Origin of the sequence: Alteromonas sp. ALT199, assembly GCF_018619335.1 — a bacterium.
Classification (GTDB): domain Bacteria; phylum Pseudomonadota; class Gammaproteobacteria; order Enterobacterales; family Alteromonadaceae; genus Alteromonas.
On record NZ_JAHHDX010000091.1, the window covers coordinates 1 to 23,335 of the forward strand.

General features: G+C 44.0%; 22 protein-coding genes. 21 read left to right on the forward strand and 1 reads right to left on the reverse strand.

All coding sequences use genetic code 11. The features are described from left to right. Positions 1 to 120: 120 nt before the first annotated feature. Positions 121 to 1,605 carry a glycerol kinase GlpK gene (gene glpK, locus KL866_RS09880; RefSeq protein ID WP_025256932.1) on the reverse strand — a complete coding sequence of 495 codons (1,485 nt, stop codon included), beginning with the start codon at positions 1,603 to 1,605 and terminating at the stop codon, positions 121 to 123. Positions 1,606 to 1,764: 159 nt separating this feature from the next. On the opposite strand from glpK, the gene KL866_RS09885 reads away from it, so the two are divergent. The 21 genes from KL866_RS09885 to KL866_RS09985 all read left to right on the forward strand — a co-directional run bounded on the left by KL866_RS09885 (position 1,765) and on the right by KL866_RS09985 (position 23,023). Continuing rightward, the gene (locus tag KL866_RS09885) at positions 1,765 to 2,523 is read left to right on the forward strand and encodes a DeoR/GlpR family transcriptional regulator (RefSeq protein ID WP_025256931.1); all 759 of its coding nucleotides are present in this window, start codon (positions 1,765 to 1,767) and stop codon (positions 2,521 to 2,523) included. Positions 2,524 to 2,840: 317 nt separating this feature from the next. Next, on the forward strand, positions 2,841 to 4,388 hold the full coding sequence (glpD, locus tag KL866_RS09890; protein ID WP_214994856.1) for a glycerol-3-phosphate dehydrogenase: 1,548 nt from the start codon (positions 2,841 to 2,843) through the stop codon (positions 4,386 to 4,388). A 142-nt stretch (positions 4,389 to 4,530) separates the two neighbouring features. Beyond that, complete coding sequence (locus KL866_RS09895) at positions 4,531 to 5,112, forward strand: phosphoglycerate mutase family protein (protein WP_214994858.1); 582 nt, start codon at positions 4,531 to 4,533, stop codon at positions 5,110 to 5,112. Positions 5,113 to 5,328: 216 nt separating this feature from the next. Beyond that, positions 5,329 to 5,832: a hypothetical protein gene (locus tag KL866_RS09900; RefSeq protein WP_214994860.1), complete on the forward strand. Its 504-nt coding sequence runs from the start codon at positions 5,329 to 5,331 to the stop codon at positions 5,830 to 5,832. A 166-nt stretch (positions 5,833 to 5,998) separates the two neighbouring features. Beyond that, positions 5,999 to 6,913: an agglutinin biogenesis protein MshI gene (locus KL866_RS09905; RefSeq protein WP_214994862.1), complete on the forward strand. Its 915-nt coding sequence runs from the start codon at positions 5,999 to 6,001 to the stop codon at positions 6,911 to 6,913. Next, positions 6,910 to 7,536, forward strand: a complete 627-nt coding sequence (locus KL866_RS20570) for a PilN domain-containing protein (RefSeq protein WP_214994864.1) — start codon at positions 6,910 to 6,912, stop codon at positions 7,534 to 7,536. Before KL866_RS09905 ends, KL866_RS20570 begins: the two co-directional genes overlap by 4 nt. After that, on the forward strand, positions 7,511 to 8,158 hold the full coding sequence (locus KL866_RS09915; protein WP_025256925.1) for a type II secretion system protein M: 648 nt from the start codon (positions 7,511 to 7,513) through the stop codon (positions 8,156 to 8,158). Before KL866_RS20570 ends, KL866_RS09915 begins: the two co-directional genes overlap by 26 nt. Positions 8,159 to 8,167: 9 nt before the next feature. After that, entirely contained in the window at positions 8,168 to 8,494 is a 327-nt protein-coding gene (locus KL866_RS09920; RefSeq protein ID WP_025256924.1) for a hypothetical protein, read from the forward strand. Next, positions 8,478 to 10,226, forward strand: a complete 1,749-nt coding sequence (gene mshL, locus KL866_RS09925; protein WP_025256923.1) for a pilus (MSHA type) biogenesis protein MshL — start codon at positions 8,478 to 8,480, stop codon at positions 10,224 to 10,226. The genes KL866_RS09920 and mshL overlap by 17 nt, the downstream gene beginning before the upstream one ends. Positions 10,227 to 10,228: 2 nt before the next feature. Next, on the forward strand, positions 10,229 to 11,131 hold the full coding sequence (locus tag KL866_RS09930) for an ExeA family protein (protein WP_025256922.1): 903 nt from the start codon (positions 10,229 to 10,231) through the stop codon (positions 11,129 to 11,131). Continuing rightward, complete coding sequence (locus KL866_RS09935; protein WP_214994866.1) at positions 11,128 to 12,456, forward strand: lipopolysaccharide assembly protein LapB; 1,329 nt, start codon at positions 11,128 to 11,130, stop codon at positions 12,454 to 12,456. Before KL866_RS09930 ends, KL866_RS09935 begins: the two co-directional genes overlap by 4 nt. After that, complete coding sequence (locus KL866_RS09940) at positions 12,456 to 14,168, forward strand: GspE/PulE family protein (RefSeq protein ID WP_025256920.1); 1,713 nt, start codon at positions 12,456 to 12,458, stop codon at positions 14,166 to 14,168. Before KL866_RS09935 ends, KL866_RS09940 begins: the two co-directional genes overlap by 1 nt. After that, complete coding sequence (locus KL866_RS09945) at positions 14,168 to 15,397, forward strand: type II secretion system F family protein (protein WP_025256919.1); 1,230 nt, start codon at positions 14,168 to 14,170, stop codon at positions 15,395 to 15,397. The genes KL866_RS09940 and KL866_RS09945 overlap by 1 nt, the downstream gene beginning before the upstream one ends. Before the next feature lie 28 nt (positions 15,398 to 15,425). Then, positions 15,426 to 15,926, forward strand: coding sequence for a hypothetical protein (locus KL866_RS09950; protein ID WP_025256918.1), 501 nt, complete (start codon positions 15,426 to 15,428; stop codon positions 15,924 to 15,926). A gap of 45 nt (positions 15,927 to 15,971) precedes the next feature. Next, entirely contained in the window at positions 15,972 to 16,559 is a 588-nt protein-coding gene (locus KL866_RS09955; protein ID WP_025256917.1) for a prepilin-type N-terminal cleavage/methylation domain-containing protein, read from the forward strand. Between the two features lie 22 nt (positions 16,560 to 16,581). Continuing rightward, complete coding sequence (locus tag KL866_RS09960) at positions 16,582 to 17,079, forward strand: type II secretion system protein (RefSeq protein WP_025256916.1); 498 nt, start codon at positions 16,582 to 16,584, stop codon at positions 17,077 to 17,079. A gap of 1 nt (position 17,080) precedes the next feature. Beyond that, positions 17,081 to 17,542, forward strand: coding sequence for a type II secretion system protein (locus KL866_RS20475; RefSeq protein WP_214994868.1), 462 nt, complete (start codon positions 17,081 to 17,083; stop codon positions 17,540 to 17,542). Next, positions 17,532 to 18,053 carry a prepilin-type N-terminal cleavage/methylation domain-containing protein gene (locus KL866_RS09970; protein WP_025256914.1) on the forward strand — a complete coding sequence of 174 codons (522 nt, stop codon included), beginning with the start codon at positions 17,532 to 17,534 and terminating at the stop codon, positions 18,051 to 18,053. The genes KL866_RS20475 and KL866_RS09970 overlap by 11 nt, the downstream gene beginning before the upstream one ends. After that, on the forward strand, positions 18,053 to 18,796 hold the full coding sequence (locus KL866_RS09975) for a type II secretion system protein J (protein WP_214994870.1): 744 nt from the start codon (positions 18,053 to 18,055) through the stop codon (positions 18,794 to 18,796). The genes KL866_RS09970 and KL866_RS09975 overlap by 1 nt, the downstream gene beginning before the upstream one ends. A gap of 136 nt (positions 18,797 to 18,932) precedes the next feature. Further along, entirely contained in the window at positions 18,933 to 19,274 is a 342-nt protein-coding gene (locus tag KL866_RS09980) for an agglutinin biogenesis protein MshP (protein ID WP_251139950.1), read from the forward strand. Further along, complete coding sequence (locus KL866_RS09985) at positions 19,274 to 23,023, forward strand: H-type lectin domain-containing protein (RefSeq protein WP_214994872.1); 3,750 nt, start codon at positions 19,274 to 19,276, stop codon at positions 23,021 to 23,023. The genes KL866_RS09980 and KL866_RS09985 overlap by 1 nt, the downstream gene beginning before the upstream one ends. Positions 23,024 to 23,335 lie beyond the last annotated feature (312 nt).

Below are 23,335 nucleotides of genomic sequence, written 5' to 3' on the forward strand. Positions count from 1 at the left end.
CCTTAAATCTAATACTAGCACAAAATGACAATGTAATGACAATGTTATAAAAGTTTTTTTGTATAAAAAAAGTGCGGCAAATGCACACACTTTTTTAACAATAAGAAAAATAAGAAAAAATTAGCTACAACGGATACGATCTACAGCGGCTTTCCAACCATCATAGGCATGATCGCGTTCTTGTTTCGATAGTCTTGGGGTGAAAACGCTATCACTCTTCCAGCACTGCGTTAAATCATCGATGCTGCTAAACACGCCTGCTTGTAAACCGGCAAGGAAGGCAGCGCCTAACGCGGTAGTTTCAGTGATTTCAGGTCGCTCAACTTCAGCACCTAAGATGTCTGACAAAAAGCCCATTACCCAGTCATTTCGCGACATGCCGCCATCTACACGTATGTTCGTAGGACGTGCTCCGTCGCTTTCCATGGCTTTTTGAAGATCTTTAGTTTGATAACAAACTGATTGCAGCCCTGCCGCAACAATCTCGCTTATACCAGTATCGCGGGTAAGCCCTAAAATGGCTCCACGGGCGTCAGGGTCCCAGTAAGGCGCACCTAAGCCGGTAAATGCAGGAACTAAAAACACACCATTATCTTCTCTGGCGCGCTGTGCTAAAGCTTCAGATTCAGCAGCATCGTCAATGAGTTTTAAACCATCTCGAAGCCACTGTACGGTAGCGCCAGCCATAAAAATACTGCCTTCTAAAGCATACGTAGTTTTACCATTTAGGCGATAACCTACTGTAGTGAGCAATCGGTTTTTAGACTGAAGCGGTGCGTCGCCGGTGTTAAGGATCATAAAGCACCCCGTACCGTAAGTGCTTTTTGCCATGCCTTTTTCAAAACATGCTTGGCCCACAAGCGCTGCTTGCTGATCACCTGCCACACCCTGAATAGGAATAGCTTTACCTATAATATCTTCATTAATCACGCCAAAGTCGGCTGCGCAATCCATAACCTCTGGAAGCATAGAGGCTGGAATATCGAATTTGTTAAGTAGCTTTTCATCCCAACATTGATTGTGTATATCAAACAACATAGTTCGAGAAGCATTCGTGGCATCAGTTTTATGTGACTCACCGCCCGTCAGGCGCCAAATCAAATAGGTATCCACAGTACCAAACAGAAGTTCGCCATTTTCTGCTTTCTCGCGAGCGCCTTCGACGTTATCTAGTATCCATGCAACTTTCGTAGCTGAGAAGTAAGGGTCGAGTAAAAGCCCTGTCGACTCTGTTATGTAGGAAACGAACGCTTCGTCTTCGCTAAAATCGCGGCAGTATTGCGCAGTACGTCTGTCCTGCCAAACAATAGCCGGATAAACAGGCTTTCCTGATTGTTTATCCCATACTAAAGTTGTTTCGCGCTGGTTTGTTATTCCAACAGCGGCAATATCATTTGGCGCTACATTACATTTGTTAAAAACTTCCTTCAGGGTAGCAACAACGCTTTCCCAAATTTCTTCTGGGTCGTGTTCAACCCAGCCATCTTTAGGGTACTTCTGAGAAAACTCCTGTTGAGCAATGGCTTCTATACTGCCCTTTGGAGAAAAAATAATGCTGCGAGAGCTCGTTGTGCCTTGGTCGATGGCAAGAATATGTTGTCCCATAAGGTCACTCCTGAAGATAGTTTTCGTAGAGTTTGCATCATTTACACAGGATTAACAATGCTATATTTTCGAAAACGAACATTTGATTTTCGTTTTATCGTGTGAACTTTGTCTTTAAGCACGTATAATTACTATCGATTTTATTTTTAAGGATGTGTAATGAACCAAACGCAAAGACACGAAAAAATTGTCGGGCTAATAAAGCAACATGGTTTTATGTCTATTGATGATTTGGTTAGTGCTTGTGAAGTGACGCCACAGACCATCCGAAGAGACTTAAATCAGCTGGCTGAAAACGGTATAGTAAGTCGCTATCACGGTGGGGCAGGATTAAACAAAAGCTGGGAAAATACCCCTTACCAAGAGCGCAAAACGCAAAACAGTGAAGTAAAAGAAAAAATAGCTGAAGCTGTTGCTGCAATGATACCCGATGGCGCGTCTTTGTTTATCAATATCGGCACCACAACAGAGCTCATCGCTACTAAACTTCTCAAGCACAAAAATCTACATGTTGTAACGAACAACATTCACGTTGCAACTATATTATCAGCTAAAGAGGACTTCTCGGTGATTATCGCCGCTGGTGAAGTACGATATCGTGACGGCGGAATAATTGGTGAAGCAACCTGTGATTTTATCAGTCAATTTCGTATGGACTACGGTATTATCGGTATAAGTGGTATAAGCGCCGACGGCGCGCTACTAGACTTTGACTTCAGAGAAGTGAAAGTTTCACAAGCTATTCTAGAGCACACTCAACATGTGATCCTAGCGGCCGACTACAGTAAATTTGAACGCCGCGCTATGGTTGAGCAGGGTCATATATCACAGGTCGACTGTTTAGTTTGTGACCAAGCACCGCCGCCTAGCATAGGCAAAATTATAAAAGAGAATAATATCACCTTTGTGAAAGCCTAATTTAAACCCCCGCATTTTTTTACCGCCCTAATCATAGGCCGGTCATAATTCTAAACTAGTCTTCTTTTATATTATCAGTTCGCTTATGCATTGCTGCTAAGTTTATGGCGAATTGTTTAGTTTTCAGCTATATGAGCTTCGCCATATCTTCTTTATTTCCGTTATTGAACATAAAAACTGTGCATTGATACGTTTACTTAACTTTCTTTAATGTTCGTTAATGTTCGTTTTGTGTTGACATGTTTTCTTTTTGGTTGTCAAATAGTCAACAATTAAGTGAAGCAAAATGTAAATACAAGTATAAGTAGGGGCAAACTATGAGTCACAGCAATGTAACTGAAAAGACAGTTGACGTTTTAGTCGTTGGCGGTGGCGTTAATGGTGTTGGTGTGGCGCTCGATGCTGCGGGGCGTGGACTTTCAGTTGCATTGTGCGAGAAAGGTGACCTTGCCGGCGCTACATCTTCATCAAGTAGTAAGCTTATTCATGGCGGCCTTAGATATCTAGAGCATTACGAATTCCGTTTAGTCAAAGAAGCACTAGCAGAACGAGAAGTGTTACTGAAAAAAGCGCCCCACATCATGTGGCCTCTACGTTTTCGCTTACCACATCAAAAGCATTTACGCCCGGCGTGGATGATTCGAATTGGTTTGTTCCTTTACGACTCACTGGCCAAACGCAACATGTTGCCTCGCTCACGCAAGCTTTTTACAACGAGTGAAAGTCCACTAGTTAGCGACATTACTACTTGTTTTGAATATTCTGATGGGTGGGTAGATGATGCGCGCCTGGTTGTTCTCAACGCTTTAGCTGCACAAGATCAGGGAGCACAGATTTATACCCGCACTGAGTGCGTGAAAGCTGAAAAGAAAGATAACCTGTGGAGTGTCGAACTTAAAACAGCAAAAGGGAAAACGTTTACAATTAAAGCTAAGTCAATTGTAAACGCTGCAGGGCCATGGGCGGCGTCTTTCCTCGATCGTTTAGTTAATGTTAACAACCCGAATGCTATGCGCATGGTGAAAGGAAGCCACTTCATTGTGCCTAAACTTTATGATACTGATGAAGCTTACATACTGCAAAACAAAGACGGGCGAATTGTTTTCGTTATCCCATATGAAGGGGATTTCTCTCTGGTAGGCACTACTGATGAAGACTTCAAAGGCAACCCATCAGATGCTGCTATCTCGGATGAGGAAACCGAATACTTGATAGATGTGGTAAACACATACTTTAAATCAAAAATTACCCTAAGCGATATCGTTCACTCTTACAGCGGCGTTAGACCTTTATTAGAAGAGAAAAATGCGTCGGCACAAGAATTAACGCGCGATTATAAAGTTGAGTTGAAGGGAGAGACAGATAAACCTGTGCTGCTCAATATTTTCGGCGGGAAAATCACAACCTACAGAAAATTAGCTGAGCATGCAGTAGACAAACTAGTTACTTGCTTCCCTAAAGCCAAAAGCGCATGGACAAAAGAAGTACCCCTACCAGGCGGTGCTTTTGAAAGCCAAGGAGAACTAGTCGGAAAGCTAACTAGTGAATTTGTATGGTTGAAAAAAGACATTGCTGAACGTTACGCACGCCAATACGGCCTGTTAAGCTACAAATTCTTAAAAGGAAAGATGTCACTTGAGGAAATGGGCGAAGACTTTGGCGCAGGTATGTATCGTGCAGAAGTAGACTATTTAATTGAATATGAGTGGGCGTGTACATTGGAAGACGTTATATGGCGTAGGACTAAGCATGGTTTGCGCTTAAACGAAGAGCAACAAGGTGTGCTATCGCAATACATTGAACAGAAAGCTGACTTGCGTGATAACGAACAGCAAGCCAAAGATCAAGTATTAGCTAGTGCGTAAATATGATTGTTCTGAGCGTCTTCTCTAAGGGCGTTTAGTTTATTACTATGCCTATTTACGGGTAGTTAATAATAGTTGTAATAGCGTCTTATTGTACACGTTGCGCGGGAGGGATTCCGCGTTTAAATATATTGGGTTAACAATGAATAAGGAAGTTTCGAACATTACTATGCTAAAAGAAGTGGTTTTCATTCGCCATGGGAAACCGCTTTCGGCTCACAATGAAAAAGTGAATGCAGCCGAGTATGCAAATTGGGTACGTAACTACAATAAATCTCCCTTAGACCCCACCAGCAAACCGAAGCAAATAACACACCTAAATAATAGCTACATTGCAGTGAGCCCGCTTTTAAGGGCAAAACTAACAGCGGCTCACTATGGCGCGCTCTCAATTGATGAAGAGCTTCCGTATCTAAAAGAAATGGATATTCCCTATTACAAGTTGCCGTTTACTTTGCGTAGTTGGCACTGGGTTTTGCTGAGCCGAGCGCTTTGGTTTATGGGTATTAAAGGTCGCTTTGAAAGTTTCAAACTTGCAAAACAACGGGTTCAAAAACTTTCTCTACATATTAACAAATTAAGTGAAAAACACCCTAGGGTGGTCCTATTTGGCCATGGCATGACAAATCTTTATACGCGAAAAGCATTGATGAAGAATGGCTGGCAACTAAAGCAAAAAAACAACGATTTTTGGGGAGTAACTATTCTACAGAAAGTGGTTTAACACAAAGCCACCTATCAACAACTATTAGCGCCCGACCATCCAATAGATACCGCGTTTATTTTAAAGTCGCTTTATATTTCATTCAAAATGCCGATAAGATAAAAATAAAGCAAGAGCGGCTCAGGTTTGACATGCCAATTTCATGTTTCTTATGCAGTAAAGTACGCCGACTCTAGTCAAACTTTTATTACTTCAGTTTAGGCTGTGAAAGCACGAATGAATAACAATAAAAAAGACTCAGATACTACTAAAAATGTAATTAAAGCATCGATTGCCGTTGTCTTCGCACTAGCATTAGGTGTATCAATTAACTTCTTTCACATTGATGAAAAAGATACGACAACTGAAGTTTTTGCGGATCAGTTAGAAACTTTCAAACGTCATGTGATTTCCTCACATTGGCAATGGAGAGTACGTCAACCTGCCACTATGATAATGCTCATTCACTATGATGACTCAGGTAACGAAGTGAACAGAAAGCCAGTACGTATTAATCACAATGGATGGCCAACTGCAGACCTGTCCGATGTGGGCTGTGAAACGATTTGGTCATCATTAGTGGCAACTCCACTTCGCGTAGATGGATTTAAAATTCATGCTAGATACTATGCCGAGCTTAATGTAAATGAAGACAATTATTGGTGTCGCTATAGCCTAAGTAAGGGGACGTACTTTGACTACTATCCAGCAAGTGGCTCGGTAACTGTACTAGAAAACTAATAGAGTTTAAAAATATATACTTTCTCATATTAGTCATTACCTATGTAGGTATTTGGTTTATTTACATAATTAGTCTACTTTTGAGTTAGCGCCATGTCACAAACTGGCGGCATAAGGTATTGTTGATAACAAGACAATACTCGACACTAACGAATTAAGTAGACAAATGCTATCTGGCTTATTCTCTTCGCAAAAGAAAAATGTAACGCTCACGGTAGGTGTGTCTGTGAGTGCTACTGAATTACATATCGCCGCTGTCAATATTGGCGAAGGTGGTTATGTACTCAGCTCTGTTGCGTCTGTTCCCTTTGATAATCGGCAACCTCTCGAAAAGCAATTAAGCGACGTATTGCGTGATTTTGAAAAAGAAGCATGTCGAGTATCTGTCGTGCTCCCTCAAGAAATCTATCACATGGTTCAAGTGGAAAAGCCTGATGTGCCAGAAGAGGACATTACAACTGCACTACCTTGGACGCTTGGCGAGCTGGTTCCGTTCGATTCTAACAATATTGTATTGGACTACATCGATTACCCGGTTCAATCAAGAACTGGCGGCAAAAAAATTGATGTGTTTGCCGCCGATAAATCCTCGCTTTCCTCATTGGTTCAAGGTCTTTCGAAAAATAAAGACGTTAAACTCACCCATATCCATGCCAAAGAAGTGTTGGCGACAGAAATGGTGCCTGATGATGATTATGCGCGATTACTCATTATTCAAGAACCCAATAGCGAACCCTTTCTGCTGATTGTGCGTTCTCGAGCTATTTGGCTATCGCGCCGCTTAAGAGGCTTTGTTAATAAAGCGAGCGCGCAAGATGATTTAACGCAGTTAAGCGATATGCTTGGATTAGAAATTCAGCGTTCAATGGATTTCTATGAGTCACAGCTAAAACAGCCGCCGCTAAAAGAAATCTTATTTAGAACACAATTTGATTGTGAGCCCGTTATAGAGCGCTTAAAGCCGTTTCAGCCTGCGGCTATGAATAAGCTTGTTCCACAGTTCGATTTAGCCGATGTTGTTGACCCCACTTGTCACTTTGCTTTAGCTAGTGCGCTTGTTGCCGCGAGGGATGTACAGTGAAACGCACTATAAATCTATATCACCCCTCGCTTAAGCCTAAAAAAGAGCGCTTACCCCTATCAAAGGTACTTTGGGTAAATGGCGTAGCATTTGGAATAATGCTAATTACCGTTGTGGCTTTAAATTTTTTGCTAAACGTTAAACAAGAAAAAATAGCACAGCAATCAACGTCAACCGGCCAAATCAACAACGAAATTAAAGTGCTGAATGATGCGCTAGGTAAAAAGCGTGATACCAAAACCCTTCAGCAACAGCTTGAGCAAGTGAATGCCAAGATAGAAAACAGAAAGCGACTGCTTGCCTATCTAGAAAGTGGAGAGCTGTCTTTTGATGCAACCAAGTATGGTGAAGTGATGGACGATTTAGCTAACTATCACAACCAAAACCTTTGGCTGACCAGCATAAATATAGATACCCAGAAAATTCGTTTGTCAGGGCAAACGGTGGCACCGTCGTCTATCCCTGTCTGGTTAAAGAAGTTACAGCAGTCACCTTTCTTCCAAGGCAAGTCATTTTCGTCAGTGAAGTTTGACGAAGTGGATGGAGCTGAAAACGTAAAGCAATTTTTAATATCAACCGATTTTGAAGGAGACGCTGATGAGCCAGTACCAACAGCTCTCTGATAAATTTTCTGCACTTGAGAGCAGAGAAAAACAGCTTATTTTGTGGGTGAGCTTTGGCCTTATTGTTTATCTGTTTTTTTGGTTCGGCGTATCACCAGCGTTGGATGATATGTCTGCTGCGGACAAAACCGCTACTCGAAAAGAAAGTGAATATAAAGCACTAGTTATTCAGCGAGATGCTATTCAACAAGCCCTGTCTGTCGACTACACAAAACGTATGCAGCAGGAGCTGGATAACGCTAAAAAAGCATTGCTAAAAGTTGACGAGACATTGCTTTCGATGAACGAAGGCTTCGTGGCTGCCGACAGAATGCCTGAGTTGCTGATGACGCTGTTAAACGAAGAAAACAACGTGCGTTTAGTTAACTTTAAGGTAGAGCCCTCACAAACCATTCGGTTTGGCGATAAAGAGCCTCAAAGTGCATCGCTTTATCGACACAATATGCGCCTAATTATTGAAGGAAGTTATTTCGATTTACGCAGTTATCTCGCACGTCTTCAAGCTGCTCCGGAAAAGGTCATTGTGACTGACTTTGCTTATAACGTCGACGAGTACCCCAGTGCATCACTTACATTGGGGTTAGCGACAGTAAGCAACAATGCAACCTTCATTTCGCTTTAAGGAGTTCAGGTGAAGTCTATAAGTTTCGTCGTGTTTAGTTTGGTCATGATAGGTGGTGTTTTCTCGCCTGTTACTGCTGAAGTCGACCCAACCAAACCTGCTTTGTTTAAAGGGGTAAGCACCAGCGAGAGTTCTGCTGAGGATGGTGAATTGGCACTACAATCAATTTTTAAACGCAGTTCAGGGTACAGCGCTATTATCTCGGGTAAATCTTATCGAGAGGGTGACACACTCAACGAGTATACGGTGTCTAAAATTAATTCTAAAAACGTGGTGATCACTGACGGACGTCAGCAGAAAATACTAAGAATGTATGCATATGAAATTAAAAAATAGCCTTATTTCTAACGCACTTGTGCTAGCTGCGGCGTTGGTTATAACTGGATGTCAAACCTACGGTGTTGGTGAAGAAGTTAAACCGCATATTCGCGATGAACTCAATCGTTCTCAGAATACACCTGTCAGCAAGCCTGCGCCTCCACCGCAGTTGAACCAAGAATTGCTGTCAGAAGTGGCGCGTTATCAATCATTGCCTGCGCCTACCTCTCAGAAGATGTTTGCAGTCTCGGCTAATAATGTGGATGTTCGCCCTTTCTTTGATGCTCTGGTGGAAGATACGCCATACAGTGTAGCCGTGCATCCAGCTGTGTCTGGTCAAATAAGCTTAACACTTAAAGACGTTGCCCTTGACGATGTAATTAAGATTATTTCTAGAATGTATCCGTTGGATGTATTTTTAGAAGGTAAGGTCATCCAGGTCATGCCGTCGCAATTAAAGACTGAATCTATCCCGGTTAACTTCTTAATGATCAAGCGTTTTGGCGTTTCGAACGTAAGCGTGATAGCAGGCGGCGTTAGTGAGCAGGACCAGAATAACGGTGGTAACAACGGCGGTATTAACGGCAACAACAATGTGAGCGGTAACGCACTGGGCGGTCAAGGTGGCTTTGGTGGTCAAGGAGGCCTTGGCGGCAACAATATACAGCAGCTCAACGGATCAAACATTCAAACCACCAGCGAAAACGATTTTTGGAGTGACTTGAAAGAGGCATTAAAAGTACTGGTGTCTCCTACAGAAGGTCGCCAGGTTGTGGTTTCACCCCAAGCGGGCTTGGTCACAGTTCGGGCGCTGCCAAGTGAAATTGCAGTAGTGAGAGACTTCTTAAATCAAAGCCAAGAAAGCCTACAGAGACAGGTAGTGCTAGAAGCACGGATCATTGAGGTCACCCTTAACGATGGTTATCAACAAGGTGTTCGATGGGACCGCATCGCAAGCGGTTTAACCGGCAGCTTGAACTTTGGTTTCAGTGGCGGAGCTCTCGCTTCGAATTTTGCAGCAAACACAGCTGCGGGCATCGACCCTGCTATTAACGCAGTAAATGCCATCGGCAATACTATTTCTACCGATATCGGTGGAGTATCAACGTTGCGTATTTCCCGCGGTGATTTTGATGGCGTTATCAATATGCTTCAAACTCAGGGTGATGTGCAAATGCTAAGTAATCCCCGTGTTACGGTAACTAACAACCAGAAGGCCGTAATTAAAGTAGGGCAAGATGAGTACTTTGTTACCGATGTGTCGACCAGTGAAGATCAAAGCACAACAAGTACTGAAAACGAAAATGATATCGAGCTTACGCCTTTCTTCTCTGGTATTGCTTTGGATGTAACCCCGCAAATAGATAAAAGCGGTTCTGTGATACTGCATGTTCACCCCTCGGTAACAGAAACGGCGGAACAAACAAAAGTCATCCAAGTGGGCGACCAGCAAATCTTGCTACCACTTGCACAAAGTAATATTCGTGAGTCTGACACTGTGATCCGTGCCCGCGACGGCGAAATAGTGGTGATAGGTGGTTTGATGGAAACCGTTACCAGCGAGCAAGAGTCTAAGACCCCGCTATTAGGCGATATTCCCTTTATTGGGAATGCGTTTAAAAATAAAGCGAAAACCCAGAGTAAACGCGAGTTGGTAATACTTATTCGCCCTTCTGTCGTTCAGCCAGATACATGGGAAAAGCAGCGCCTTCGTACTCAATCATTGCTTGATCAGTGGTATAGAAACTAGTTATGTATCAAGGCTTTTATCACTTCACAGAGATGCCGTTTTCGCTTACGCCGAACACGGATTTCTTTTGTGCGCTGGCGCCGCACAACGAAGCGCTAAAAGTCATTTTGTCTGCGTTAAGTATGTCTGAAGGCTTTATTAAAGTGACCGGTGAAGTAGGTACAGGCAAAACTTTGTTGTGCCGCAAACTGATAAACCACCTTTCGGATAAATTCGTAGCCTGCTACTTGCCGAATCCATATCTAAGCCCTGACGAGTTGCGTATAGCCTTCGCCAATGAATTAGGTATTGATGTAAGTAAAAATGAAGCTTCTCAGGGGTTACACAGTGCCATAGAGTCAAGGCTTTTAGCACTTAAACAAGAGGGGCGGCAAGCGGTACTGATTATCGATGAAGCGCAATCGTTAAGCTGGGATGCACTTGAGATGCTGCGCTTGTTTAGCAATTTAGAAACAGAGAAAAGTAAGCTGCTTCAAATTGTTTTATTCGGCCAGCCAGAGCTTGACGTTAACCTGTCAAACCCCAAGGTTAGGCAAATCCGTCAGCGCATCAGCTTCTCTTACACGCTGCGCACCATGACGTCGGCAGAAGTGGATTATTACATAGGACACAGACTGACAACGGCTGGAGGCAGCGAGCAATTAATTTCTAAAGGTTTACGCGCTTTTATCGCATTAGTCACCCGAGGGACACCAAGGTTGGTCAATATTGTTTGTCACAAAATACTTCTTCGCGCTTACGGTCAGGGGAAGAGTTCTGCGAATTGGCAACATACGATAAACGCGGTGTTTGATACTGACGACTGTAAACGCCAGCTGATACCCAGACAAAGCATTGTCATAGCATCAGTTGCTGTGATTGCCGTTGCAAGTGTGCTTCACCTTTACAGGGCAGCGGGTTTGTGAGCATTTTAAACGATACGCTAAAATCGCTAGATGAGCGAAATAAAAGCGAAGATTTTGGGTTACCGCCTACGGTTCACGTTGCAAATCGCTCGCTATGGCCAAAAGCACTCATTTCGCTCATTGGACTAGCACTGGTTATATGGTTGGTGTTGAGCAGTATGACTGAGTCTGTGGATAGTAATAGTGCTGGTAATGCAGGTAGTGCTAATACTGTTGCAAAAGTTGATGTACCGAATACAGCAGACTCAATGCAAAATGAGCCCATTAAAACGGGTGATGAAAGTACGGCTGAGCAAGCCGACAATAGTGCCGAGAAAGGATTAGAAGGCATGAAGTCTACGCCGTTATCTGAGCAAGATATGGCATATCAAAATACGCCGTCAGATGTGGCCGAGCTTGTTTTTAATAGTGTTGACGAGACAATAGTCGATGACGAGGCCGAATATAGGCAGCGTACGAAAGCTACTAATTCTTCAAACGCAAACTCAAACTCAAACTCGAAAACTAAGTCAGATGAAGCGGCAATAGCAGCTGCAGCCGAAACCATATCCACCGAGACAGAAGAAACTGGCTCGGCAGTAGTGAAAGCCTCAGGCTTAACCCAAGAAAACGCCAATATACAAACGGCCAACAAGACAAACCTTGGAACAAACGTTAAAACAAGCGGTGAATTAAGGGCGCCTACGCCAAATAGCATTATTTCGCGAGAGCCTGCAATTGACGTTACGCCTAAATCCCCGGAGCAACAAAGCGCCGTTCATTTAGAAGCAGGGCTTAAAGCTTACAATTTTGGCATTTTCGATGAAGCCCAAAAAAGCTTTACTCTTGCACTGTCTACCTACCCGCAAAACACCGAGGCTCGTAAACAATTGGCCGCGCTTTATTTTGGTCAAAATAACAACTTACAAGCGTTACAGGTACTTTCAGAAGGCGTTGTGATGTCGCCAGAATCGTTAGTGTGGCGAGAACTCATGGCTAAGATTTTGGTTCAGGAAAGCCGTTTTGAAGAAGCACTGAACCTTATGCCTGACAGCTTAGATGCTAAAGCACTGGCTGAAAAACGTATTGATTATCTGATACTAAAGGGCACCTCTGCACAAACTATCAATAAACCAGAACAAGCTATCTCGGCGTTTAGCGCTATGACCTCGCTACAACCGGATAACGCAAAATGGTGGCTGGCACTGGGGGTTAATTACGATGCACTGTTAGACAAGCGCTTGGCCATTTCTTCATATTCTAGAGCCCTTGCAATTGGTGGCCTCTCTTCTACGTCATCGCAATATGCTAGTGCCCGCTTAACTGATTTACAGGAGCAACCTTAATGCGTCCTCGATTAAAGATGCGCCTTGGCGATTTATTAGTTCACGAAAATATTATCACCAGCGAACAGCTCGATAACGCGCTATCAGCACAGCGTTCATCTGGGCGTAAACTTGGTGATTCGCTTATTGATCTGGGGTTTATCAGTGAGCCTCAACTCCTTCGCTTTCTCGCTCAGCAGCTCAATATTCCTTTTCTAGATATTACGCAGCGTCGAATTGATCCTGAGCAAGCGCAATTAATTCCAGAAACTTACGCAAGGCGTTATCGCGCGCTAGTGCTAGAAGCTGACGACGATGAAGTGCTGGTGGGAATGAGCGACCCCACTGACTTAGGTGGTCTTGATCAGTTAGGGCCGCTTGTGGCACCTCGTTCTATTGAGCTGGCGATAGTACAAGAGAATCAGATGTTAGAAGCGTTTGATTCGGTTTATCGTCGTACCCAAGACATTGCGTCATTTGCTGAAAAGTTAGGCGAGGAATACGCCGATGAAACAGACTTTGAACTGTCTGCCCTCGACGATACAACATCAGATGCCACAGTAGTAAAGCTACTTCACTCTATTTTTGAAGATGCGGTTCAAGTGCGCGCGTCTGATATTCATATCGAGCCGGATGAAAATATTCTGCGCATCAGGCAGCGTGTAGACGGTGTATTGCAAGAAAATACGCTAGACCAAGTAAAAATTGCCTCGGCATTGGTGCTCAGGCTAAAGCTAATGTCTGGTCTCGACATATCAGAAAAGCGAATTCCTCAAGACGGGCGTTTTAATATAAAAGTGAAAGGCCATACTCTTGATGTGCGTGTTTCTACCATGCCCGTTGCTAATGGTGAAGCGGTGGTAATGCGATTGCTAGATCAATCCGCAGGCCTTTTAACCTTGAATCAAACGGGTATGCCTGATGCGATGGCTGAAAAGTTTCGTGCCGCCATTAACCGTCCCCACGGTATGATTTTGGTCACTGGGCCAACGGGTTCGGGTAAAACTACCACCTTGTATGGCGCACTAAGTGAGCTCAATAAGCCCGATTTAAAAATTATTACCGCTGAAGACCCCATTGAATATCGTTTGCCTCGTATCAATCAGGTGCAAGTGAACTCAAAAATTGGCCTCGACTTCGCATCAATTTTGCGTACCACCCTTCGCCAAGATCCCGACATTATTATGGTGGGGGAAATGCGCGATCAAGAAACCGTAGAAATAGGACTTAGAGGCGCGCTAACTGGCCATTTGGTATTAAGTACGCTCCACACCAATGACTCTGTAACTAGCGCTATACGTCTTATCGATATGGGCGCAGCGCCCTATCTAGTAGCTACTTCACTACGTGGAGTGTTGGCGCAGCGCCTGGTACGCCGTTTATGTGAAAACTGTAAAGTGGAGCGACCACCGAGTGCGCAAGAGCAAGCTTGGGTAGGCTTCTTAAAGCCAGAGCTAGCAAACGCGACATTTTGCAAAGGTAGAGGCTGTAATAGCTGCAACCATACAGGCTACAAAGGTCGTATTGGTGTTTTCGAGTTTTTAGAAATGAACGAAGATATGATGGAGGCCCTGCGAGACGATAATACTCAGGGTTTTGTTGATGCAACAAAGGCGAATAAAGACTTTGTGCCCCTTTCTCATATGGCCCTTGATTATGCCGCCAAAGGTAAAACTTCGTTAGATGAGGTCTTTAAGGTGGCTGAATTTGTGCCTGAGGTGGTGAACCACTAATGCCTCAGTTTAGTTATGCGGGTAAATCGGCTCAAGGTGGCCCTCAAAAAGGCATTATTGAGGCTGCGTCTGCGCAGGCAGCGGCGCAGGCTTTGTTGTCTAAAAACATAGTTCCTATTTCGATAGAAGAAACTAAAAAGGCAGCAAAAGCGGGCGGAGGTTTAGACATCGGGCGCCTGTTCGAACCTAAGGTGGGACTGGATGAGATGATAATCTTTTCTCGCCAAATGTACTCGCTTCTAAAAGCCGGTATTCCGATTATTAGGGCAATTAAAGGGCTAAGTGAAAACGCCTCACATAAGCGTTTCCAAGAGATTTTAAAGGATATTGCCGATCAGCTTGAGCAAGGCAGAAGCTTATCTTCGGCTATGACGAAGTATGAAAAAGTTTTCACGCGGTTAACGATTTCTGTTGTCGTAGTAGGTGAAAATACCGGTAAGCTAGACGATGTTTTCCTGCAGTTAGCGCTCTATTTTGAACGAGAACAGGAAACCCGAAAGCGCATCAAATCCGCATTGAGATACCCCACTTTTGTACTGATAGCACTCGCTATTGCCATGTTTATATTAAATCTTTTCGTTGTTCCTGTTTTCACACAAATGTTTGAGCGGTTCGACACCGAGCTACCCATAATGACTCGCGTTTTAATAGGCACTTCAAACTTCTTTGTAAACTATTGGTGGCTTATCTTAATCGTATCGATTTGCATAATTATCTCAGCTAAACAATATGTTAATTCGACTATTGGACGACTTAAATGGGACAAATTTAAACTAAAGTTGCCTGTCGTAGGCAGCATTATTGAGCGATCATTACTTTCAAGATATAGCCGTAGCTTTTCTATGATTCTGCGTGCAGGCGTGCCGTTAACTGCGGGCCTGTCACTAACGGCGGATGCTGTAGATAACGCTCATATGCAAATGCGCATTAAAGAGATGCGTCAAGGCATAGAAAAGGGCGAAAGTTTGTTGAGAGTTTCGAAAAATAGCGAACTGTTTTCTACACTTGTATTACAGATGATTGCTGTAGGTGAGGAAACTGGGCGACTTGAGCCACTTTTAGAAGAAAGCGCTGATTATTACGAGCGTGAAGTTGATTTTGACCTTAAAAGCTTAACCGCCAAGATTGAGCCGATATTGATAGGTTTCGTTGCAGTCATGGTGTTAATACTGGCACTAGGCATATTTACACCAATGTGGAACATGATGTCGGCGGTGAAAGGCGGGTAATAGGTTCGCTATTTCAATGGGGTAAAACGTGGCTAGCACGAAAGCAGGGCTATTTAACTTTATCGTGATTGGGTTGGTACTTGCTGTTTTGGCTGCGTCGTATGTGTATCACGCAACACCAGTTATGGTAGAAGCCGAAAAAGTAAATAAAGAAAACGCACTGGCTCAGTTTCAACGGATTGTTCTGTTAGCGAGAGCGCAATGGATAAAAACCAAGCAACCTAAAGTGTTGATTTACGAAACTGATTTTGATGCCAGTGGCGGCACAATGCAGAAACATGAAAAAGAAGTAGCGGCAGAGCTTTTTGTAAATACAAAAGGTTGGCCTGAAGGGTTTGAAGCAGGGGTCGGAAATGCTTGTGAATACATGTTCACGCTGGCGACATTAAGAGAATTCGATGTGTCGTCTGAAATATCTGTAAGCGATGAATACGTTAACGGTTATTTGCAATGTGTATTTTTTATTCATGACAAGGTTTGGTTTGAGTACAACGCTGGTAGCGGTGTTGTCAAAGAAAGAAAAACGTAACTAAGCGTCGGAGTTATGCGCTTATTTTGTAATCTAGGAGATAGTATGAACACGAGACAGCAAGGCTTTACCCTTATAGAGCTCATCATTGTTGTAATAATTTTAGGCTTGCTAGCGGCTACGGCGCTGCCGCGTTTTATTGACGTTACTGACGAAGCGCGAGAAGCCAGTGTGGAAGGTGTTGCAGGTGGTTTTGCTGCCGCTGTTGGTCTTGTAAGAGCGCAGTGGGAAGTGGAAGGGCGCCCAAGTGGCAATAATGGCAACGGCAATGGCACAGTGGTCACTTATGACCAAACGCCTGTGGGTGTAGATGGCACCATTGGTTACCCTACCGGCAGCTCTACCGGTAACACACTTATTTCTACGGTTAACAATACCGAGTGCAAAAACACATTTGACTTAATCCTTCAGTCGGCGCCTACCAACACGACATCAACGAACGATACAGTTGTTGCTGACTTCAGGTACGCGGTTCGTTCAGATGACTCTGGCGCAAACACGCTTTGTGTTTATTACTTAGTTGAGTCTATGGGCTTACCTAATAGTTCAGCACCAGCAGATGGCACGCCTGACGGTACCACGTTTGACGGTTTCACTTACAACCCAGCCACTGGCCAGGTTACTGTTTTTTAATTAATACTCAGGAAGTTTGAATATGCAAAAAGTATCAAGACAACAGGGTTTTACCCTAATCGAGTTAATCATAGTTATTGTATTGCTGGGTATTTTGGCGGTAACCGCAGCACCTAAGTTTTTGAACCTGCAAGACGATGCGCGAGATTCTGTATTACAGGGTATTGCCGGCTCTTTAGAGTCAGCATCATCTGTTGTTTACGGTAAAGCGTTAATTAATGATGTAGCTGGAAGCAATGATGCATCGCAAAATGTAGATGTAGGTTCATCAACCGTTTCTTTGGTATACGGATATCCGGCGGGCCAAACAGCCGCAAACATTACTGCGTTGCTTGATCTCCCTGATGAATATGCAGTCTCTGCTGTTAATACAGGTTTCGCCCTAATCTACTATACTGGATTTGGTACGTACTCAGATACAGCACCGACAGCTGCAGACTCTGCATGTACTGTAGAGTACACAAATTCAACGGCTGAAGGCGAACGTCCTGAAATCACAGTAAACACTTGCGTTCAGTAATGTGAAGAGAAACGGTTTTACACTCGTAGAACTTATTATAACCATATTGGTTATTGGGGTGCTGGCGGTTACCGCCGCACCTCGTTTTCTTGGTAGCGATACCGAAGAAGCCATTGCGCTTCGCGATAGGACCCTTCAGCTAGTGCGCAATATGCAGCTTCGTGCTATGCAAAACATACAAGACAGTAGCTGCGTGAAGGTCACATCAACCATGATTGCTCCTCCCGCTGGTCACGACTGTGCGAACTCCCTATCCACCGCCTTTGATGACGACCAAGTTATCAATGCTTCTAATACTGATTTCACTTTTCAAACTGCAGATGAAAACGGCGATAGTTTTTCGCAAATTCAGTTTGACGGATTCGGCCGACCAAGCAATATTGCCTGCTCAACTAACTGCAAAATTCAAATAAGTACCTTTACCATGTGTTTGCAAAGTGAAGGAGCCATTTATGCGTGCTAGCGCAATGTTTCCTGCGCGCGGAAAGCACATGAAAGGCTTTACTTTGTTAGAGCTAGTAATTGGTATTGTTGTATTCACTATCAGCTTAACAATAGTGCTATCACTTATAGTACCGCAAGCTGAACAAACGGCTGAGCCATTTCGCCAAGTAAAAGCAGCGAAGTTAGGTCAGTCGTTAATGAACGACATTCTAAGCCGTTCCTATGATGAAAACAGCGACCGAAGCCCGCCTTTTGAAACCTGCAATGCTAAAGGAAGTTGTTCAACAACACTTGGCCCTGAAGAAGCCAGTGAAGACGACTATGACGATGTTGACGATTACAACGGCTACGTAGTGAGTAATGTGGGCGGAAACTATAACAATTTTGGTTTTTCGGTAACGGTAGACTACGACAGCGACTTAGATGACAGTACGCCCACAGACGGTCAAACGTTCAAGCGCATAGATATAGCAGTGACTGCACCAGACGGCCAAGTTTACAACTTCAGCGCTTATCGAGGGAGCTATTAATGTCCCTACCAAAAGCACAGCGCCAGCGCGGTTTTACGCTTATAGAGCTTATTTTAGTGATCACTATTTTAGGGGTGATCAGCGTATCTGTGGCGCAGGTGATTTCTTTAAGTGCGCAAATTTATATAACAGGCGCAGAGCGCACTCGCCTTGTTTCAGACGCGCGCTTTATTATTTTGCGACTGGAAAAAGAGTTACGCAACGTGGTGCCGAACTCGGTGTCATATGATGCAAGTTTAGGGTGCCTTTCTTATTACCCGATTAAAGAAAGTGGCACCTACGTAGGTGATGCGTTTAATAACCCTATGCATGTAGTCGTTTTCAATAGCCAGTTGAGTGTGAGTGACACACTTGTGATATACCCCACAAATCCGCAGAGCGTGAATGACAACGGACGAACAATTGATGCGATTGCTGATGCTGCTTCTGAACCGACTAGCGATAATCAGTATGATCTCACGCTCAGCGCCGCCAATACACAATCCTCCCCGGGGAAACGTTTTTTTGTTCCTGAAGCACAAGTGACAGTATGCAGAACATCTACCGCTCAAGGAGAGCGTTTAATAAGAACGCAAGGAGCTACTTCCGGCGTTATTGGTACTAATGTAGCGTCGTGGAGCGCGAACGTAGTAACCGCGGGGCTACGACAAAATGGTCTTATAGAGCTGCAAATGACCTTAGAAAGCAGTGATGATGAACAGATATCCGTTGTACACGAGGTTCACTTCCCTAATGTGCCATAAAAAAACGCGACCAAACTTCTGTCATAGCAAAAGCCGACGCCAAGTCGTCCCATGTAGTTCGCCTGCTCGGCAAAAAGGCTCTACAACAATTGTTGCGATCATTATAAGCATTGTTCTTTTAGGGCTTGGTATTGCCTTGTCTAATCAAATCTCTTCCAATATACGGCAGCAATCCATTGAATATTATGGAGCGCGTGCTTATTTGGCCGCACAAAGCGGAATGGAAGTCGCTATTTCGAGACTAATTAATGGTAATAACCCCGCGTGTACCGCTATTACTCAGCCAGTAACTATAAATGCAGCTAACGTACAGAATTGTTCGATTACACTCTCTTGTGAGGTTGAAGCCGAGGTCGAAGAGCCAGAAGTAGCCGCTGGTGAAATTAGGGTGTATGCGTTAGGGGCCGAAGCGCAGTGCAGCTCAGGCCAACTTGAAACCTCAAAACGCGTTCTTGTTGAAGTAAGGCAGGAAGAATAATGTCATACCGTATATCTCTTGTTCGAGCCCTATTTGTTGGGTTTTTCGTTGCTTTTGCACTGCCCGTGTTGGCCGTCCCTCAAATCGAAGGCAGGTTCATTGAACTTCAAAATACCTACAATAAAGCAGAGTGGACAACCATTAGTTTCTCGCAGGTGTACGATGAACCGCCGGCAATATTTATGCTTTCAACAAATCAGGGGGGTAACCCTGCTATTGTTAAAATTCGCAATGTGACCAGAACTGGTTTTGAAGCATTACCGCTTGAGCCCTCTGGTGAAGACGGTCCTCATATCACCATGGGAGCACACTATTTAGCTATTGCCTACGGCGTTCACGAGTTTCCCGATGGAGACATTGTTGAGGTAGGAAAAATGGAGCTAGATGCTACTACCATACAAGCTTCTACCAGCTCACCTTGGTATGAACCCAATGGGCCATTGAGGGTTGGAGAAGAAGACGCGCGATACGTACAAGTTCCCCTAGAAACTGATTTTGGCGAAAAGCCGGTATTTTTCCATTCGCTTCAAACGGTTAATAACCAAGTTGATGTACGAGGGGAGGCTCCACCAGACACTTACCTTCTTCCTTATTTAACAGTGGCTGCAAAATATGACGCTATTGGCAGCAATGCTCAACCACCAATTCCTCAGCTAAGCCAGGCTTACTTTGTTGCATTAGAAGCATCGGAAACGCTTTATGAACCTGTCACGCGCACAGAGACTCTGGCGTATATGGCTACCACAGAAGGCGATGGCCGCGTGTTTTTTGACGACAACGGGGTGCAAGTTGATTGGGAAGCGTTCTTTGCCGATAACCAAATAGTGGGGTGGAGCGACAGGTGTACGTATAATTTTTATAGAAATAATTATGCTCAAACGCCTCTTGTTGCTGCCAGTAAAATTAGTCGCAATGGTGGCGACGGGGGGTGGTTGAGAAGCTGTGGCGTAAATAGCACTCGCTTAGGTCTTCGTGTGGACGAGGATAGAAGCCGTGACAATGAGCGAAACCACGACCCAGAAGATGCCAGTATCATTGCGATGACCTCAGAATTTGTTTTTAGTGGCGAATTTCCTAGCTGTGAAGTTGCTTTTCCCGGTGCTCTGGCTACCTTCGGTGGCACTGAAATTTACTTAGGGGCTAATAGTCGAGTCTTTGATGACAACGGTGGGGTATTAACTACTCTGGGTATTACTAGTGATTCAGATTCTGCTGCAACTTTTCCAAAGTGTGGTGAAAATGCTGTTGCGTGTTTTCCTTCAAATACGAACGCGCTAAGTGAATCTCAAGCGCGTGCTATACCTTCCATTACTATTGACGACAATGGCCCAGAGATTACTCCTGGTGATTTGGCGGGGGATTATTACTTCAGTCGAGCTACCGTTAATATGGGGCTGGGTGTTTATAACGTTATTGCACCAACTCGAATTTATATTGATAACCCAGGAGATAACCCTCTAGGGGTATCTACAATTTTCTCGATGGTAGATGCAAGCGTAAACATTGCTGATGGCGCATACCTCGCTATCTATGTAAACGGTGATGTAGTTATTGATGGTTCTAACCCACACGCGGTAGTACTTGCAACAGGCAGTATAACGTTTGTAAATGTATCAGGCGAAACTATTGTGGGTTCTTTCACAGCCGGTGGAGGCATAGAATCTCGAGCGGCTTTAAGCATTCAAGAAACAACTGTTCCAAGCAATATACCAGGCATTTGTGGGCGAGAAGTTATCGAGGTATTGAATCACTATCGATTTGAGTTAGCTGACAAAAAGGGCAGTAGCTGTGCAGCAAAAGAAGTGACATTAAAAGCGTGTGCCGATGTGAATTGTGATTTGTTGTATTCTCAAAGCGCAACAGTTGGGTTGTTGCCAAGTTCCAATAATTACACATGGACACCAAGCGACAGTGTTACTTTTATCGGGCAAACATCACTTACAATAGAGAGCTTAAATGGAAACGACCCCACGCTTGCCACTTCAGGTGAGACGCCTTCATCACAGCTTCGATGCTTTATTGGTGGCTCTGAAGTAAACCTTAACAGCTGTAAAGTAAATTTTGAAGCTGAAGGCCTTACCTTTAAAAACCTTACAGATAACAGTAATACCTTGGTTACTCAGCTATCAGGTAAGCCATCGGATGTGGGCTTTAACGGGAAGCAATACGCTATTGAGGCTTGCGGAGATACAGATTTACTAAGAAACAAGCTTGTAGATGTTGAATTGAATTACAACTGTGGTAGCGCGTCTACCTGTTCTAATAAACTGGTCTTTGAAAATAATGACAATGAATATGAACTAGGAACAAGTTCAGATACATTTTCGCTACAGTTTGACGATAATTCGCAGGCTATTTTTTCTATTCAGTATCCTGACGCTGGCGAGCTATCTCTTAGTGCGGAAATTGCTGATAGAAGTCCTATTTCTGGGTCATCCAATACTTTCATAATCAGGCCGTTTGGTTTTGCACTGGATGTATTAAACGATGCAGGTAATGCAACGAATCCAAATGGCTATGCTAACAACGCCAACGATTCACTGCTCAAATTAACGGGTGAAGATTTCATTCTTGGGATAAAAAGTGCGCAATGGGTTGATGGTGAGGACGCCAATGATGATGGTATTCCGGATGATTATGGGCAGCTGCTAAACAACCGCACGGCAGACCATTTCTCTGGAAGTGTTTTCCTTTCGCCTACCACTTTATTACCAGCCGCTGGAGCTACAGGTATTCTCGGTGGGGCCGAGAGTGGCGTGCTTTTCGATGATGAAGGCGAGTTAAATGTAGCATTAAATTACAGTGAAGTTGGAATAATAAGTATTGCTGCCACAAGTAACTACCTTGCTAGTACTACAGTAACGGGCTTAGCATCGAACGTAGGCAGGTTTGCGCCTTCAAACTTTACCTTGTCTGGCGAAGTAACCCCAGCTTGCAGTGTAAGTGATAACTTTACTTATTTTGGCCAACCAATTTCAAGCGTTACCTATACCCTTGCTGCCACAAATCATGTGGGCTCGGTTACCCAAAACTACTTCGCAGGTTTTGATAAGTTAAACGTTATGGGGCTAGAGGTTGCCTACGACTCGCCGCTAATAAGGCTAGACAGGCTTATTAATGATAATACTGGCACCTGGCCGCAAAGTGGGGCTACTGGTGTATTGAGTATTGTCGATAACGACGTGACGTTTACGCGTTTGGGCAGTGCTGAAACAGACAAGGATGGGCCTTTTGAAGATACATCGCTAGTGCTTACCTTTGCATCTTCACTTGTTGATGGCGCAACGGTAAATAATGTTTCTTGCAATAGTGATTGTGTCGCTACCATCGATACCGATTTAACGTTTGCCTACGGCCGAGCCACGTTAATAAACAACTACGGCGGGGCAGATGAAGCTTTGTTGCTTCCCCTTCGTACTCAATACTGGGACGGACAAACCTGGCGTATAAATACTAACGATAGCTGTACCGATTTTGCACACGCGAATATTAACGATGCTTCAGGAGAGCTAATTTCTTCTGAAGACGGAACGCTTAGTGAAGGGGCATATATCACTGGCGAAGGCATGCGTTTATCATCGCCAAATGGGGCGGGTAATTACTCGGTAACTTATACCCCCGATGCATGGCTGCTGTGGGACTGGGATGGAGATGGCGAAGCAGATGACCCGCCTAGCGCCACACTAACCTATGGTGTTTATAGAGGTAACGACAATATTATTTATAAACGCGAGCAAATCAATAATTAGCGAAGCGGGTTAGTTTGTTTAGTCGTGACGCCGCGTGCAGAGTAAACATGGTCCTAGCCTGAATGTGAATAATTGGCACATTGTTTTTGAACCTTCTGTTTTTTGCAGAGTCATTATGTGGGTCTAATGTAGGAATCTAAAAGTTGACGCGTATGTTATGCCTTTTAGAGGCCGGCGCTAATAAAGTAGTTATTTTGGCCCTAAGTGTCAGCATCACTTGCCCAAAATTGCCCCCATTGTTAAAGTGTGCGAATAAATATCGACTTCACGTTAAAGCGTCGCCATCTCACCTTTGCAAATACGCGTTAACAC